Raw genomic sequence first — 16306 nt, 5'->3', positions numbered from 1 at the left:
CGTAACCGTGTCCGTACGCATCACCACTCCGGGAGCACAGATGGCCGAACCGGCCTCCCCCCAGCTTCTCTTCGTCGGCGGCGCCGGGAACGCCACCCTCGCCGTCGACGTCGTCGAGACGGCGATACGCCAGGCCCGCAAGCGCGGACTGCGCGTCCACGTCACCAACCAGGAAGCCACCCTGGCCGCCACCCCGGCGATCACAGCCCTCGCCGACGCCGCGACGGCCGTCGACTTCGAGGTGCCCGGCGCGACCGCGGCCTGGGTGCGCGAGCGGGCCGCGGCCGGCGACCGCTTCGACGTCGTCTTCGGCGTACGGGAGATGGCCCAGGAGGCGGTCGCCGAGGCCGCGGACGCGCTCGGCCGGCCGGGCAACCCGCCGCACGCCGTGCACCGGGTGCGTACCAAGGACGAGGCGCGCGCCGCCCTGTCCGCCGCCGGCTTCCTCCAGCCGCGCTTCCGGGTCTGCGCGGACGAGGCCGAGGCCCGGGCGTTCCTCGACGGCTCCACCGGGCCGTGGGTGGTCAAGCCGCGCGACGCCATGGGCAGCGAGGGCGTGACCCGGATCGAGGGGCCGGAGGACCTGGCCGCGGCGCTGGACTTCCTGCCGGGAGGCCCGGAGGGCGGGGGCTCCTTCATCGTCGAGGAGTTCGTGGAAGGGCCCGAGTACAGCGCGGAGGGCGTCTTCGTCGACGGCGTGCCGCGCGTCCTGGCCCTCACCTCGAAGGAGCTCCTGCCGCCGCCGAACTTCTTCGAGATCGAGTACGTCATCCCGGCGATCCTCCCCGAGGACACCGCCGGGGAGATCGAGCGCCAGGTCGTCGCCGCCCTCACCGCGCTGGAGCTGCGCTACGGGCAGTTCCACGTGGAGCTGTGGTGGACCGAGCGCGGCGTCGTCCTCGGCGAGATCCACGTGCGCAACGCGGGCGGCTGGATCCACCGCATGCTGGCGCACGTCATCCCCGGCCTGGAGTGGTTCGGTCTGGTGTTCGACGACGTCCTCGGGAACCCCGTCGACCCGGCCGCCCTCACGCCGGTGCGCGGCTCCGCGATCCGCTTCCTCACGCCGCCGCCGGGCCGGCTGGTGGCGGTCGAGGGCTGGGACGAGGTGCTGGCCCACCCGAACCTGATCCACGCGGAGCTGGCCCTCGCCCCGGGCGACGTCATCGCGGAGCACCGCTCGGTCGGCAACCGCGTCGGCCACATCGCGGTCGGCGCGGACACCTCGGAGGAGGCGCAGGCCCTGGCCCGGAAGCTGGAGGCGTCCGTACGCTTCATTACGGAGCCGGTGGCGGCCGAGCCGGCGGGCGACACGGCGGAGGCTGCGGCTCCGTAAGGGGAGCGGCCCGGCGGTCGAGGGCGGTTTTGACCCCGGCGGGGGCGCACGAGTATTCTTCTGGTTCGTTATGCGTATTGGCTTCGTCGTTCTCACGCGAAGGGGCCCTACGCAGGTTCCCTGGAGCAGTTACCAGTGGCTCGCATACGGGCGGTGTCCCGGCAGTGTGGGCCCCAGCTGCATGATCGCTTCAGGTGTGTCTGGACTCCATCCACTGAAGAAGCGAAGGCTACGAAGTGCGTACGTACAGCCCCAAGCCCGGCGACGTGACTCGCCAGTGGCACATCATCGACGCGCGGGACGTTGTCCTGGGCCGTCTGGCGACCACGGCTGCGAACCTCCTGCGAGGCAAGCACAAGCCCGTCTACGCGCCGCACATGGACATGGGCGACTTCGTCATCATCATCAACGCTGACAAGGTCCACCTGTCCGGCAACAAGAAGACCCAGAAGATGGCCTACCGCCACTCCGGCTACCCGGGTGGTCTGCGCTCCGTCCGTTACGACGAGCTGCTGGACAAGAACCCCGAGAAGGCCGTCGAGAAGGCCATCAAGGGCATGATCCCCAAGAACTCCCTCGGCCGTCAGATGCTCTCGAAGCTGAAGGTCTACGCGGGCGAGAACCACCCGCACGCTGCCCAGCAGCCGGTCCCGTTCGAGATCACCCAGGTCGCGCAGTAGTTCCGGCCACCCCTAAGAACGAAAGAAATCTGAGGAGCATCGTGGCCGAGACCACTGTTGAGAACCCCATCGAGGGCGAGGAGACCTACGCGGAGGTCACCACCTTCGAGTCCGAGGTCCCCATCGAGGGTGAGTACACCTCCGAGTCCCTCGCGTCCCGCTTCGGCGAGCCGCAGCCGGCCGCCGGCCTGGGCCGTCGCAAGAACGCCATCGCCCGCGTCCGGATCGTCCCGGGCACCGGCAAGTGGAAGATCAACGGTCGCACCCTCGAGGACTACTTCCCGAACAAGGTGCACCAGCAGGAAGTCAACGAGCCCTTCAAGGTGCTCGAGCTCGACAACCGCTACGACGTCATCGCCCGCATCTCGGGTGGCGGCGTCTCCGGCCAGGCCGGCGCCCTGCGCCTCGGCGTGGCCCGCGCGCTGAACGAGGCGGACGTGGACAACAACCGCGGCCCGCTGAAGAAGGCCGGCTTCCTGAGCCGCGACGACCGTGCCGTCGAGCGCAAGAAGGCCGGTCTGAAGAAGGCCCGCAAGGCCCCGCAGTACAGCAAGCGCTAATCACGCCTGCTCGGTCTGCTCATTCGTACGCCCCGGCGGCACCTTCCGTGCTGCCGGGGCGTACGTCTTTACGCTTCACCTTGCTTTTTCGGAGTAACTCGGAGGACAGCTGTGGGACGACTCTTCGGCACGGACGGTGTGCGCGGTGTCGCCAACGCGGACCTGACGGCGGAGCTCGCGCTCGGCCTGTCGGTCGCGGCGGCGCACGTGCTCGCCGAAGCGGGGACGTTTGAAGGACACCGGCCGACCGCCGTGGTCGGTCGGGACCCGCGTGCGTCGGGAGAGTTCCTGGAGGCGGCCGTGGTGGCCGGCCTCGCCAGCGCGGGCGTGGACGTCATGCGCGTGGGCGTGCTGCCGACCCCGGCCGTCGCGTACCTGACCGGCGCGCTCGGCGCCGACCTCGGCGTGATGCTCTCCGCGAGCCACAACGCCATGCCGGACAACGGCATCAAGTTCTTCGCGCGCGGCGGCCACAAGCTGGCCGACGAGCTGGAGGACCGCATCGAGGCCGTGTACGAGCAGCACCGCACCGGTGAGCCGTGGGACCGGCCGACCGGCGCGGGCGTCGGCCGCGTCGCCGACTACGCGGAGGGCTTCGACCAGTACGTCGCCCACCTGCTGTCCGTCCTGCCGAACCGCCTCGACGGGCTCAAGATCGTCCTCGACGAGGCGCACGGCGCCGCGTCCGGCGTCTCGCCGGCGGCGTTCACGCAGGCCGGTGCCGAGGTCATCACCATCGGCGCCACGCCGGACGGCCTCAACATCAACGACGGCTGCGGCTCCACGCACCTCGACCTGCTGAAGGCCGCCGTCGTCGAGCACGGCGCCGACCTCGGCATCGCGCACGACGGCGACGCCGACCGCTGCCTGGCCGTGGACCACACCGGCGCCGAGGTCGACGGCGACCAGATCCTCGCCGTCCTGGCGCTCGCCATGCGCGAGGCCGGAACGCTGCGCGGCGACGCCGTCGTCGCCACCGTCATGTCGAACCTGGGCTTCAAGCTCGCCATGGAGCGCGAGGGCCTGCAGCTGGTCCAGACGGCCGTCGGCGACCGCTACGTCCTGGAGTCGATGAAGGAGCACGGGTACGCGCTCGGCGGCGAGCAGTCCGGCCACGTCATCGTCCTGGACCACGCGACCACCGGCGACGGCACCCTGACCGGCCTGCTGCTCGCGGCGCGCGTCGCCGCCACCGGGCGGTCGCTGGCCGAGCTGGCCGGCGTCATGGAGCGCCTGCCGCAGGTCCTGATCAACGTGAAGGACGTCGACAAGACGCGCGTGAAGACCTCCGCCGAGCTGGGCTCCGCCGTCGCCGAGGCCGAGCGCGCCCTGGGCTCCACCGGGCGCGTCCTGCTGCGCCCCTCGGGCACCGAGCCGCTGGTGCGCGTGATGGTCGAGGCCGCCGACATCGAGCAGGCCCGGACGGTCGCGGGGCAGCTGGCGGACGTGGTGAAGTCCGCGCTGGGATGACCGGCTGGATGTGACGAAGGGGGGCGCCCGTCGGGTGCCCCCCTTCGCCGTACCCAGGACCGGCTCACACGGTCTGCCTGCTCGCCCGCCGCTCGCGCTGCCGCGCCCAGAAGAACTTCTGCGCCAGCAGCGTCAGCGTCCCGGCGAGCAGGATCGCCAGCAGGTTCAGCAGCAGCTGCTCGACCGAGCCCTTCGTCTGGGCGAGGTCGCCGTAGCCGAGCGCCACCGCCGCGTTCGCCGCCGCCGGGACCGTGGTGACGGAGATGGCCACGCCCACCAGGGCGCCGGACTTGGCCGAGGTGAGCGACAGGGTGCCGGCGGCGCCCGCGAGCAGGCCCACGACGAACGAGAACCAGTCGGGCGCGTAGATGAAGCCGGTGTTGGGCCGATGGCCGTGCAGCTTGGACTCGGTGAACAGGCCCACCGCGTCCATCGCGAGGCTGAACGCCACGGTCAGCGCCATGGCCACGGCGAACCCCGCCACCAGCGCCACCAGGGCCCGCACCGCCAGCTTCGGGCGGCGCCGCACCAGCGCCGTACAGAGACCGGCCAGGGGGCCGAACTCCGGGCCGACGGCCATCGCGCCCACGATGAGGATGGCGTTGTCCAGGACCACGCCGCAGGCCGCGATCATGGTGGCGAGGGTCAGGAACGCCACGTACGTGACCGAGAGCGTCGACTCCTCGTGCGTCGCGTCCGACAGCTGGTCCCACAGCACCGCGTCCGAGCCCTCGCCCGGGGCGTCCTCCTGCGCCTTCTCCGCCCGCTTCGACAGCGACAGGTCGACGTTCTCGACGGCGATCGAGCCCGAGGCGTCGAGGCCCAGCGCGCACAGGTCGTTGATCAGCTCGTCCGCGGCCTCGCGCGCCACGTCGCACAGGACCAGGTCGCCCGCCGGGTCGCGGGCCGCGCCGGGGATGACGACGAGGTGGGTCGTACCGACCGTCTTCTCGATGGTGCGGACGGCGTCGTCCGTACGGTCGGGGGGGACGATCAGGCGTAGGTGCAGCACGGGTCCGCGTCCCTTTCAGAGCTTGCGGAGGGAGAGCCGCTGGACCTTGTGGTCCGGGCCCTTGCGTACGACGAGGGTGGCACGGCCGCGCGTCGGTGCCACGTTCTCCAGCAGGTTCGGCTTGTTGATGGTCCGCCAGGTCGTCCGGGCGTACGCGAGCGCCTCCTCCTCCGTCACCTGCGTGTACTTGCGGAAGTACGAGGACGGGCTCTGGAACGCCGTGTCGCGCAGCTTGCGGAAACGATTCAGGTACCAGGCCTCGATGTCCTCGGTGCGCGCGTCGACGTACACCGAGAAGTCGAAGTAGTCGGCGAGGGCGACGCGGGTGCGGCCGTCCTTGCCCGGCAGCGCGGGCTGGAGGACGTTGAGGCCCTCGACGATGAGGATGTCGGGGCGGCGGACGGTCAGCCGCTCGCCGGGCACGATGTCGTAGATGAGGTGCGAGTAGACGGGCGCGGTCACCTCGTCCTTGCCCGCCTTGATGTCGGCGACGAAGCGCGTCAGCGCGCGCCGGTCGTACGACTCGGGGAAGCCCTTCCGCGACACCAGGCCCCGCTCCTTGAGCTCCTTCATCGGCAGCAGGAACCCGTCGGTGGTGACCAGCTCGACGCGCGGGTGCTCGGGCCAGCGGGCGAGCAGCGCCTGGAGGAGGCGGGCGACGGTCGACTTGCCGACGGCGACGGAGCCGGCGACGCCTATGACGAAGGGGGTGCCGCGCTGGGACCCGCGCTCACCGGCGTCGCCGAGGAAGGTGTTGAGCGCGCCGCGCAGGTTGGCGGTGGCGCCGACGTAGAGGTTGAGCAGCCGCGAGAGCGGCAGGTAGATGTCGCGCACCTCGTCGAGGTCGATGACGTCCCCGAGGCCCCGCAGCCGCTCGACCTCCTCGGCGGTCAGCGGCAGCGGGGTCTTGTCCCGCAGGGCGCTCCACTCCTCACGGGTGAGGTCGACGTACGGCGTGGCCTCCGCGCGGCGCTGCGCGGAGGCGCTCCGGGGCGCGGTGGCACTTCGGGACGGCGAGGTGATCACCTCGCCATTGTCGGGGCTGGAGGGCCGCTGAGGGGCGGCTGCGGGGGGTGGGGTCGGTCACGCGGCGGGGGTGGCCCGGCGGGTGCGGGAACGCCGGCACGTGACCTCCGGGCAGGCTCCGGCGAGAATCCCGGAATGAGCCGCACGCTGTTCGTCCTCCGCTACCGGAACGGAGCGCCCGAGCCCCTCGACATGGACCTTGTGCGCGAGGTCCTGGCGCCGTACGCCGTCGCCGCCGACGAGGACCTCGCGAACGGCGTGCTGATCCGCACCCCCGACGGCTACGAGGTCGACGTGGACGTCGACGAGGTCTGCGTCGCCGTGAGCCGCTTCCCGCCCGGCCGGTTCTTCGACCTCCTCGCCGAGCTGGTGGATCGCCTCGGGGCGAGCGTGATCCCGACGGACCGGCCGGTGATCCTCCGCGAGGAGGGCGACCGGGCCCATCTCTCCGCCGACCTGCGGGAGAAGGCCGCCGTCGTGGAGACGACGGGGCCGGCTCTGGCGGCCTTCCTCGGCGGTGCCTGAGGCGGCGGCCTTTTCCCGCGCGAGGAATGTCAGTGGCGTGCGTCACAGTTGTGGGAAGGGTGGGCGTCGGCCGGCCGCCGTCCGCCCGCGTCAGCGCGACGACCCCGATCCGAGGGGAAACTCCCATGACCGACGCGTACGCGATCCAGGCCGAGGGCCTGGCCAAACACTTCAAGGAGACCCGGGCGCTGGACGGCGTGGACCTCGCCGCGCGGACCGGGACGGTGCTGGGGCTGCTCGGGCCCAACGGTGCCGGCAAGACCACCGCCGTCCGCATCTTCGCCACGCTGCTCCAGCCCGACGCGGGCCGGGCGACCGTGGCGGGGCACGACGTGGTGCGGCAGGCGGGCCTCGTGCGGTCCCTGGTGGGCCTGACCGGGCAGTATGCGGCGGTCGACGAGAACCTCACGGGCACCGAGAACCTGCTGCTCATCGGGCGGCTGCTGGGCATATCGCGGCGCGAGGCCAGGGCGCGGGCGGCGGAGCTGCTGGGGCGGTTCCACCTCACCGACGCGGCCGGGCGCGCGGTGAAGACGTACTCCGGCGGCATGCGGCGCCGGCTGGACCTGGCGGCGAGCCTGGTCGGGCGGCCGCGGATCCTGTTCCTCGACGAGCCGACGACCGGCCTCGACCCGCGCAGCCGCGGCGAGCTGTGGGACATGGTGCGCGGCCTGGTCGCCGAGGGCGTGACGGCCCTGCTCACCACGCAGTACCTCAACGAGGCGGACATGCTCGCCGACGACATCGTGGTGATCGACCGGGGCCGGGTGATCGCCGAGGGCACCCCCGACGAGCTGAAGTCGCAGGTGGGCGGCCAGGTCCTCCAGCTGCGGCCGGTGCGGGACGCGGACCTGGCCGCGGCGCACGCCCTGGTGGAGCAGGCGGCCGGGGCGCAGACCCAGATCGAGGGCGACGTGATCACCGCGCCGGTGAACGACCCCGAGTTGATGCCCGCCGTCGTACGGCGGCTGGACGGGGCGGGCATCGCGGTCGGCGAGCTGACCCTGCGCCGCTCGTCCCTCGACGAGGTGTTCCTGGCGCTGACCGGCCACCGCGCCGAGCCGGAGCCCGGCAAGGAGGGCGAGCAGGCACCGGAGCCCGACGACAGCGACATCGAAAAGGTGGTGAGCTCGGCATGACCGCGACCACCGTGACCGCCCCCGTGACGGCGACCGGCCGCGTGCGGCCCGGGGCCGCCGTGCGCCAGACCGCCACCATGGCGTGGCGGAGCCTGGTGGCCGTCAAGCACAACCCGCTGGAGCTGGTGGACTACAGCATCACCCCGATCATGTTCGTGTTCCTCTTCACGTACGTGATGGGCGGCCAGATGGCCGGCTCGCCGGACGCGTACCTGCGGTACGCCCTGCCGGGGATCATCGTCCAGAACACGCTGTTCATGACGATCTACACCGCCATGGCGCTCAACACCGACCTCACCAAGGGCGTCTTCGACCGGCTGCGGAGCCTGCCGATCGCCCGCTCCGCGCCGCTGATCGGCCGGATCGCCGCCGACCTGGCCAAGCACCTGTGGGCCGTGCTGCTGATGATCGCCCTCGGCCTCGCGCTCGGCTTCCGGCTCACCGGCGGGCTCGGCGGCTTCCTCGCGGGCGTGGCGCTGGTGATCGCCTTCGCGGCGGCCGTGTCGTGGTGCGCGGTGCTCATCGGGATGCTGGCGGGCGACGCGGAGAAGGTGCAGGCCTTCGGCTTCACGCTGATCTTCCCGATCACCTTCACCAGCAGCGCCTTCGTCCGCGTCGACACCATGCCCGGCTGGCTGCAGGCCTGGGTGGACATCAACCCCGTGACCCATCTGTCGGACGCCTTCCGCGGGCTGCTGCTGGGCGGCGAGGTGGGGCGGCCGGTGCTGTGGTCGCTGGTCTGGGCGGCGGGCATAGCCCTGGTCTTCTATCCGCTGGCCATGCGGGCGTACCGGGCGAAAGCATGACGCGGTCGGGCCTACTGCCCGGCGCGGTCAGCCTCCCCTAGGCTGCCGACATGTGCGGAATCGTGGGTTACGTCGGCGGGCAGTCGGCGCTCGATGTGGTGATCGCGGGCCTCAAGCGGCTGGAGTACCGGGGCTACGACTCGGCCGGTGTCGCGGTGCTCGCCGACGGCGGGATGGCGGCCGCGAAGAAGGCGGGCAAGCTCGTCAACCTGGAGAAGGAGCTGGACGCCCGGCCCCTGCCGGCCGGGTCGACGGGCATCGGGCACACCCGGTGGGCCACGCACGGCGCCCCCACCGACGCCAACGCCCACCCGCACCTCGACAACGCCGGGCGCGTGGCCGTCGTCCACAACGGCATCATCGAGAACTTCGCCGCCCTCCGCGCCGAGCTGGCGGAGCGGGGCCACATGCTGGAGTCGGAGACCGACACCGAGACCGTCGCGCACCTGCTGGCCGAGACGTTCTCGTCCTGCGGCGACCTCGCCGAGGCGATGCGGCTGGTGTGCCGCCGCCTCGAGGGCGCTTTCACGCTGGTCGCCGTGCACGCCGACGAGCCGGACGTGGTCGTCGGCGCACGGCGCAACTCCCCGCTGGTGGTGGGCGTCGGCGAGGGCGAGGCGTTCCTCGCCTCGGACGTGGCCGCGTTCATCGAGCACACCCGCTCCGCGATCGAGCTCGGCCAGGACCAGGTCGTCGAGGTCCGCCGGGACGCCGTGACGGTGACCGACTTCGACGGGGCGCCGGCCGAGGTACGGGCGTACCACGTCGACTGGGACGCCTCGGCGGCCGAGAAGGGCGGCTACGCCTCCTTCATGCTCAAGGAGATCGCCGAGCAGCCGAAGGCGGTCGCCGACACCCTGCTCGGCCGCGTCGACGCGAACGGCTCCCTGACCCTGGACGAGCTCCGCATCCCGGACGAGGTGCTGCGCGAGGCGGACAAGGTCGTCATCGTGGCCTGCGGCACCGCGTTCCACGCGGCGCTGATCGCCAAGTACGCCATCGAGCACTGGACCCGCATCCCGTGCGAGGTGGAGCTGGCGAGCGAGTTCCGCTACCGGGACCCGATCCTCGACCGGCGGACGCTGGTGGTGGCCATCTCCCAGTCCGGCGAGACCATGGACACCCTCATGGCGCTGCGCCACGCCCGCGAGCAGGGCGCGAAGGTACTGGCCGTCTCCAACACCAACGGCGCGACCATCCCGCGCGAGTCCGACGCCGTGCTGTACACGCACGCCGGGCCCGAGGTGGCGGTCGCCTCCACCAAGGCGTTCCTCACCCAGCTCGTGGCCGTCTACCTGCTGGCGCTCTACCTCGGGCAGGTGCGCGGCACCACGTGGGGCGACGAGATCCGGGCCGTGGTCCGGGACCTGTCGAGGATCGGGGAGGACGTCGAGCGGGTCCTGCAGACCATGGAGCCGGTGCGCGAGCTGGCGCGCTCGCTCGCCGACGCGGACACCGTGCTGTTCCTCGGCCGGCACGTGGGCTTCCCGGTGGCGCTCGAAGGCGCGCTGAAGCTCAAGGAGCTCGCGTACATGCACGCGGAGGGGTTCGCGGCGGGCGAGCTGAAGCACGGGCCGATCGCGCTGATCGAGAAGGGCCTGCCGGTGGTGGTCGTGGTGCCGTCGCCGCGCGGCCGCTCCGTCCTCCACGACAAGATCGTGTCGAACATCCAGGAGATCCGGGCGCGCGGTGCGCGGACCATCGTGATCGCGGAGGACGGGGACGAGGCGGTCGTGCCGTACGCGGACCACCTGATCCGCGTCCCGGCGACGCCGGTGCTGCTCCAGCCGATGGTGTCGACGGTGCCGCTCCAGGTGTTCGCGTGCGAACTGGCGACCGCGCGCGGCAACGAGGTCGACCAGCCGCGTAACCTCGCCAAGTCCGTGACGGTGGAGTGAGCGGGACAGATCGGGAGAGAAATGATCATCGGGGTGGGGATCGACGTCGCGGAGATCGACCGGTTCGCGGCGTCGATGGAACGGACACCGAACCTGGCGCACCGGCTCTTCCTGGAGCGCGAACTGCTCCTGCCGAGCGGCGAGCGGCGCGGGATGGCCTCGCTCGCCGCCCGCTTCGCGGCCAAGGAGGCGATCGCGAAGGCGCTCGGCGCGCCGGCCGGACTGCTGTGGACCGACGCCGAGGTGTACGTCGAGGACAGCGGCCGGCCGCGCCTGCGGGTGCGCGGCACGGTCGCGGCCCGCGCGGCCGAGCTGGGCGTACGGCACTGGCACGTGTCGCTCAGCCATGACGCGGGGGTGGCGTCGGCCGTGGTGATCGCGGAGGGTTGATCACGGAAGGCCGCCGTCGTCGTGGAGGGGTGATCGGATGCGTACCGCCTACCGGGTGGAGACCGTACGGGCCGCCGAGGCCGAACTGATGGCGCGGCTGCCACCGGACGCGCTGATGCAGCGCGCCGCGGCCGGACTGGCCGCCGCCTGCGCCGGGCTGCTGGGCCGCGTCTACGGCGCGCGCGTGGTGCTGCTCGTCGGCAGCGGCGCCAACGGCGGCGACGCGCTCTACGCGGGCGCCCGCCTGGCCCGGCGCGGGGCCGGCGTCTCGGCGGTGCTGCTCGGCTCCCGCGCCCACGAGGGCGGGCTGGCGGCGCTGCGCGGCGCGGGCGGACACGTCGCCGAGGACCCGTACGCGGTCCTCGCCCGCGCCGACCTCGTCCTCGACGGGATCACCGGCATCGGCGGGCGCGGCGGACTGCGGCCCGACGCCGTGCCCGTGGTGCGCGCGGCCCACGACTCCGGGGCGGCCGTCGTCGCCGTGGACCTGCCCAGCGGCGTGGACGCCGACACCGGCGAGGTCGCGGGGGAGGCGGTGCGCGCGGACGCGACGGTGACCTTCGGGGCGTACAAGCCGGGGCTGCTGGTCGACCCGGCGCGGGAGTACGCCGGCGCCGTGCGGCTCGTCGGCATCGGGCTCCGGCTGCCGGCCGAGCCCGAGCTGGAGGCGCTCCAGCACGCCGACGTGGCCCGGCTGCTGCCAGTCCCCTCCGGCGAGAGCGACAAGTACCGGCGCGGCGTCGTCGGCGTGGTCGCCGGTTCCGCCCGCTACCCCGGCGCGGCGGTGCTCGCGGTCTCCGGCGCGCTGCGCGGCGGGGCCGGGGCCGTGCGGTACGTCGGCCCGGCCGGCGACGCCGTCATCGCGCGCCATCCGGAGACGCTCGTCCACGCCGGGCCCCCGGGGAAGGCGGGCCGTGTCCAGGCGTGGGTCATCGGGCCCGGGCTCGGCGACACGCCCGGCGTCGACGACGTACTCGCCTCGGACGTATCGGTCCTGGTCGACGCCGACGGCCTGCGCCACCTGGACCCGGCGGCCGTCCGCGCCCGCCCCGCCCCCACCGTCCTGACCCCGCACGCGGGCGAGGCCGCCGCGCTGCTGGGCGTCGCCCGCGAGGAGGTCGAGGCCCGGCGCCTGGAGGCGGTGCGGGAGCTCGCGGGCCGGTACGGCGCGACCGTGCTGCTCAAGGGCTCGACGACGCTGGTCGCCGCCCCGGAGGGGCCGGTACGGGTCAACCCCACGGGTACGGCGTGGCTCGCCACCGCGGGCAGCGGCGACGTCCTGTCGGGCCTCGCCGGCTCCCTGCTCGCGGCCGGCCTCGCGCCCCGGGACGCCGCGTCGGTGGCGGCGTACCTCCACGGCCTCGCGGCGCGGCGGGCGGCGCGGGAGGCGCCGATCACGGCGTACGACGTGGCGGAGGCGCTGCCGGGGGCGTGGCGGGGGGTCGCGTGACAGGTATGACACGAGCGCGCGGCGAGGGCGACGGGCGCACCTGAGAGACTGGGCGCGATGAGTGAGACACCGCAGACCCTTCGCGCCCGCGCCGAGATCGATCTCGGGGCGCTGCGCGCCAACGTGCGTGCCCTGCGCGGGCGCGTGGGGACGGACGTCCAGGTCATGGCCGTCGTGAAGGCCGACGCGTACGGGCACGGCGCCGTCCCCTGTGCCCGGGCGGCGCTGGAGGCGGGAGCCACCTGGCTCGGGACCGCCACGCCGCACGAGGCGCTCGCACTGCGGGCGGCCGGGATCGACGCGCCCGTCCTGTGCTGGCTGTGGACGCCCGGCGGCCCCTGGGACGAGGCCATCCGGGCCGACGTGGACATGGCCGTGAGCGGGATGTGGGCCCTGGACGAGGTCATCGAGGCGGCGCGCCGGACCGCACAGCCGGCGCGCGTGCAGCTCAAGGCCGACACGGGCCTCGGCCGCAACGGCTGCCAGCCCGCCGACTGGCCCCGGCTCGTCGGCGAGGCGCTGAGGGCCGAGGCCGACGGCCTGCTCCGGGTCACCGGCGTCTGGTCGCACTTCGCCTGCGCCGACGAGCCCGGCCACCCCTCCATCGCCGCCCAGCTGGACGCGTTCCACACCATGCTGGAGTACGCCGAGAAGGCGGGCGTCCGGCCCGAGGTGCGGCACCTGGCCAACTCCCCGGCCACCCTCACCCTGCCCGAGACCCACTTCGACCTCGTACGGACCGGGATCGCCATGTACGGCGTCTCGCCGATCCCCGAGGTGGGCGCACCGGCCGACTTCGGGCTGCGGCCCGTCATGCGGCTGGTGGGGAGCGTCGCGCTCGTCAAGAACGTGCCTGGCGGGCACGGCGTCAGCTACGGGCACCACTACGTCACCGACGGACCGACCACCCTCGGCCTCATCCCCCTCGGGTACGCCGACGGCATCCCGCGCCACGCCTCCGGCCGCGGCCCGGTGCTGGTCGGGGACCGGGTGCGGACGGTGGCCGGCCGGGTCGCGATGGACCAGTTCGTGGTCGACCTGGAGGGCGACGCCGTGGAGCCGGGCGCGCAGGCCGTGCTGTTCGGGCCGGGCGACCGGGGTGAGCCGACCGCCGAGGACTGGGCGCGGGCGGCGGACACGATCGCGTACGAGATCGTGACCCGGATCGGATCGCGGGTACCACGCGTCTATACGAACGTAACCGACGCGACCTGACCGACGAGGAGCTGCCGCGTGAGTGAGACCAGTGCGGTGGAGGCCGCGGCCGCCGGCAATTGGCGCCGCGCCGGTTTCGCCGGCGCGGCGATAGGAGTGATCGCGGCCGGTGCGGCCGCCGGTGTCGCCATAGAGCGCCTCACCGTCGGGCGCGGCATGCGCAGGAAGGCGCGCCTCGCGCTGGACGCGGCGGGCCCGTACGGCGCGCTGCGCGGCACCCCCGGCAAGGCCGCGGCGGACGACGGCACGGAGCTGTACTACGAGGTCGACGAGGTGGCCGACCCCGACGAGGCGGACGCGGGAGGCGGCATCCCGCGCCGGCGCCGCCTCTTCGGCGCCAAGGCGCCCGCGCCCGTCACGGTCGTCTTCAGCCACGGCTACTGCCTCAACCAGGACTCCTGGCACTTCCAGCGCGCCGCCCTGCGCGGCCTGGTGCGCACCGTCCACTGGGACCAGCGCAGCCACGGCCGTTCGGGGCGCGGCGTCGCCCAGCGCCGCCGCCCGGACGCCGACGCCGTGCCGGTCTCCATCGACCAGCTGGGCCGCGACCTGAAGGCCGTCATCGACGCCGCCGCGCCCGAGGGGCCGCTCGTGCTGGTCGGGCACTCGATGGGCGGCATGACGGTGATGGCGCTGGCCGACCAGTACCCCGAGCTGATCCGCGAGCGGGTCGTCGGCGTCGCCTTCGTCGGTACGTCGTGCGGCCGGCTCGGCGAGGTGAACTACGGCCTCCCGGTCGCGGGCGTCAACGCCGTCCGGCGCGTCCTGCCGGGCGTGCTGCGGGCGCTCGGCTCGCAGGCGGAGCTGGTGGAGCGCGCGCGGGGGGCGACCGCGGACCTGTTCGCGGGGCTCATCAAGCGGTACTCGTTCTCGTCGCGGGACGTGGACCCGGCCGTCGCCCGGTTCGCGGAGCGGATGATCGAGGGCACGCCGATCGACGTCGTCGCGGAGTTCTACCCGGCGTTCACGGACCACGACAAGGCGGACGCGCTGCGCGTCTTCGCCGAGGTGCCGGTGCTCGCGCTCGCGGGCGACCAGGACCTGGTCACGCCCAGCTCGCACACCGAGACGATCGCCGACCTCCTCCCCGACGCCGAGCTGGTCATCGTCCCGGACGGCGGGCACCTGGTGATGCTGGAGCACCCGGAGGCGGTGACCGACCGGCTCGCGGACCTGCTGGCGCGCGTGGGGGCGGTGTCCGCAGCGGCTAACGTTGGCGGGTATGGAAGCACCGCACAGCCCGGCGGCTGACGGCACCCAGGCCGCAGCCGCAGAAGCCCCCGCCGCCACCGCCCGGTTCACCCTCCACGCGCCCGAGCAGACACAGGACCTCGGCCGCGCGCTGGCGAAGCTGCTGCGCCCCGGCGACCTGGTCCTGATGACCGGTGAGCTGGGCGCGGGCAAGACGACCATGACGCGCGGGCTCGGCGAAGGGCTCGGCGTACGGGGGGCGGTCACGTCCCCGACGTTCGTCATCGCCCGCGTCCACCCGTCGCTGACCGGCGGCCCCGCGCTCGTCCACGTCGACGCCTACCGCCTCGGCGGCGGCCTCGACGAGATGGAGGACCTCGACCTCGACGTGTCCCTGCCGGATTCGGTGGTGGTCGTGGAGTGGGGCGAGGGCAAGGTCGAGGAGCTGTCCGAGGACCGGCTGCACGTGGTGATCCACCGCGTGGTCGGCTCGACGGACGACGAGCGGCGCGTGGTGACGCTGTCCGGGTACGGGGCGCGCTGGGCGGAGGCGGACCTCGACGGCCTGGGCCTGAGCCTGGGCCTGGGGTCGGACCTGGACCCGGGCCTCGCCTGAGCCTCGCGGCTCGCGGCTCGCGGCTCGCGTCTCGCGGCCTCGGGCGGCGCCGTGTTCCCCGTAGTTTCCGACAAGGTGTCGGCACGATGTTGCGTCGTACGTCCGGGGCGTGGTCCCATGGATACCCGTACGTGGTTAGGTCTACCTAACCATGCCTGCCCCCGGAGCCCCAGGAGGCAACCGATGCCGACGTCCGAGCAGGATGTCTCGATGCGTGATCTGCTGGCGTCGTGTGCGGCGGCCAGCGCCGTGTCCACCCCGCCCCGGGCCGAGAACGGCGACGGTGCCGAAGCGGACGCCGACGCCGACGCGGACGTGCCGGGCGACGACGCCGTGGCGTCGGACGCGGCGTAACGGCCCGCGCCGCGTAACGGTCCGACCCGCGTAACGGCCCGGCCGGCGTCACGCCTTACGGGACGACGACGACCTTCGAGTTGACCGCGGCGAACGTCCACAGCGCGTCGCCGTCCGCCCGCGTCATCCGGATACCGCCCGTCTTGCGCGTCGGGTCCGGGCTGGCCATCGTGCCGTCCACCGCCGCGCTGAAGCCGATCGTCACCCCGTCGACCCGGGCGAACCGCACCACGTGCTCGACCCGTACGCCGTCGGAGCCCGGCACGCTGCTCGAGCGGGTCGTCACGGCGTACGTGCCCGGCTTCGGGTTGACGGTGCTCGGCATGACCGCGAACGTCCGCGTGACCTTGTCGTTCGCGTCGACCAGCCAGACGCGCCGGGCGCCGAGCGCGTACACCACCCGCGTCCCCGTGCCCGACTCCTCCGGCAGGGCCAGCGGGTCCGCGGCCTTGGTGCCGCCGCCCGGCGCGGGCGCCGGCGTCGCGGGGCCGCTCGGCGACGCCGAGGGCTTCGCCGCGAGGTCGGCGGGGACGTTGGCCGACGCCTGATAGGCGAGGAAACCGACCGCGGCCAGCGCCGCCACGGTGAGCCCGGCCACGAATCCCGAGCTGCTCCTTGCCACCCTGCTGCCCACCTCT

General features: G+C 73.4%; 17 protein-coding genes. 14 read left to right on the top strand and 3 right to left on the bottom strand.

From position 1 onward, the window contains the following. The first annotated feature begins 40 nt into the window (after window positions 1-40). From AC07FJ_RS27810 to glmM, 4 genes are all read left to right on the top strand, one after another. A complete protein-coding gene (locus AC07FJ_RS27810; protein ID WP_479052042.1) occupies window positions 41-1336 on the top strand; it encodes an ATP-grasp domain-containing protein in 1296 nt (431 codons plus the stop codon). Window positions 1337-1572: 236 nt separating this feature from the next. Next, window positions 1573-2016 (top strand): 50S ribosomal protein L13, encoded by a 444-nt coding sequence (rplM, locus tag AC07FJ_RS27805; RefSeq protein WP_064069935.1) that lies wholly within the window; start codon window positions 1573-1575, stop codon window positions 2014-2016. Window positions 2017-2057: 41 nt separating this feature from the next. Further along, complete coding sequence (rpsI, locus tag AC07FJ_RS27800; protein WP_479052041.1) at window positions 2058-2576, top strand: 30S ribosomal protein S9; 519 nt, start codon at window positions 2058-2060, stop codon at window positions 2574-2576. A gap of 111 nt (window positions 2577-2687) precedes the next feature. Beyond that, window positions 2688-4046: a phosphoglucosamine mutase gene (gene glmM / locus AC07FJ_RS27795; RefSeq protein ID WP_479052040.1), complete on the top strand. Its 1359-nt coding sequence runs from the start codon at window positions 2688-2690 to the stop codon at window positions 4044-4046. 64 nt (window positions 4047-4110) lie between these two features. Here the strand turns inward: glmM and AC07FJ_RS27790 are convergent, their stop codons facing one another. Then, entirely contained in the window at window positions 4111-5058 is a 948-nt protein-coding gene (locus AC07FJ_RS27790; RefSeq protein WP_479052039.1) for a DUF389 domain-containing protein, read from the bottom strand. Between the two features lie 15 nt (window positions 5059-5073). Next, window positions 5074-6084 (bottom strand): type I pantothenate kinase, encoded by a 1011-nt coding sequence (gene coaA / locus AC07FJ_RS27785; RefSeq protein WP_479052038.1) that lies wholly within the window; start codon window positions 6082-6084, stop codon window positions 5074-5076. Between the two features lie 135 nt (window positions 6085-6219). Between coaA and AC07FJ_RS27780 the strand changes: the two genes are divergently transcribed. The 10 genes from AC07FJ_RS27780 to AC07FJ_RS27735 all read left to right on the top strand — a co-directional run bounded on the left by AC07FJ_RS27780 (window position 6220) and on the right by AC07FJ_RS27735 (window position 15668). Then, on the top strand, window positions 6220-6609 hold the full coding sequence (locus tag AC07FJ_RS27780; protein WP_479052037.1) for a hypothetical protein: 390 nt from the start codon (window positions 6220-6222) through the stop codon (window positions 6607-6609). A gap of 125 nt (window positions 6610-6734) precedes the next feature. Next, on the top strand, window positions 6735-7748 hold the full coding sequence (locus AC07FJ_RS27775; protein WP_479052036.1) for an ATP-binding cassette domain-containing protein: 1014 nt from the start codon (window positions 6735-6737) through the stop codon (window positions 7746-7748). Then, on the top strand, window positions 7745-8554 hold the full coding sequence (locus tag AC07FJ_RS27770) for an ABC transporter permease (RefSeq protein WP_479052035.1): 810 nt from the start codon (window positions 7745-7747) through the stop codon (window positions 8552-8554). Before AC07FJ_RS27775 ends, AC07FJ_RS27770 begins: the two co-directional genes overlap by 4 nt. 50 nt (window positions 8555-8604) lie before the next feature. Then, window positions 8605-10452, top strand: coding sequence for a glutamine--fructose-6-phosphate transaminase (isomerizing) (gene glmS / locus AC07FJ_RS27765; protein WP_479052034.1), 1848 nt, complete (start codon window positions 8605-8607; stop codon window positions 10450-10452). A 21-nt stretch (window positions 10453-10473) separates the two neighbouring features. After that, window positions 10474-10842 carry a holo-ACP synthase gene (locus tag AC07FJ_RS27760; RefSeq protein ID WP_361421301.1) on the top strand — a complete coding sequence of 123 codons (369 nt, stop codon included), beginning with the start codon at window positions 10474-10476 and terminating at the stop codon, window positions 10840-10842. A gap of 37 nt (window positions 10843-10879) precedes the next feature. Then, the gene (locus tag AC07FJ_RS27755; RefSeq protein WP_479052033.1) at window positions 10880-12292 is read left to right on the top strand and encodes an NAD(P)H-hydrate dehydratase; all 1413 of its coding nucleotides are present in this window, start codon (window positions 10880-10882) and stop codon (window positions 12290-12292) included. Between the two features lie 57 nt (window positions 12293-12349). Continuing rightward, window positions 12350-13507 carry an alanine racemase gene (gene alr / locus AC07FJ_RS27750; RefSeq protein WP_361421295.1) on the top strand — a complete coding sequence of 386 codons (1158 nt, stop codon included), beginning with the start codon at window positions 12350-12352 and terminating at the stop codon, window positions 13505-13507. An 18-nt stretch (window positions 13508-13525) separates the two neighbouring features. Further along, on the top strand, window positions 13526-14758 hold the full coding sequence (locus AC07FJ_RS27745) for an alpha/beta fold hydrolase (protein ID WP_361421292.1): 1233 nt from the start codon (window positions 13526-13528) through the stop codon (window positions 14756-14758). After that, window positions 14730-15314, top strand: a complete 585-nt coding sequence (gene tsaE, locus AC07FJ_RS27740; RefSeq protein WP_479052032.1) for a tRNA (adenosine(37)-N6)-threonylcarbamoyltransferase complex ATPase subunit type 1 TsaE — start codon at window positions 14730-14732, stop codon at window positions 15312-15314. Before AC07FJ_RS27745 ends, tsaE begins: the two co-directional genes overlap by 29 nt. Before the next feature lie 183 nt (window positions 15315-15497). Beyond that, a complete protein-coding gene (locus AC07FJ_RS27735) occupies window positions 15498-15668 on the top strand; it encodes a hypothetical protein (RefSeq protein WP_479052031.1) in 171 nt (56 codons plus the stop codon). A 55-nt stretch (window positions 15669-15723) separates the two neighbouring features. On the opposite strand, the gene AC07FJ_RS27730 is transcribed toward AC07FJ_RS27735, so the two are convergent. Beyond that, window positions 15724-16290, bottom strand: coding sequence for a hypothetical protein (locus AC07FJ_RS27730; RefSeq protein ID WP_479052030.1), 567 nt, complete (start codon window positions 16288-16290; stop codon window positions 15724-15726). Window positions 16291-16306 lie beyond the last annotated feature (16 nt).

Source organism: Streptomyces sp. NPDC045998, from assembly GCF_056430285.1.
The sequence above is the reverse complement of the archived record's forward strand: the minus strand, read 5'-3'. Positions and strand labels throughout refer to the sequence as shown.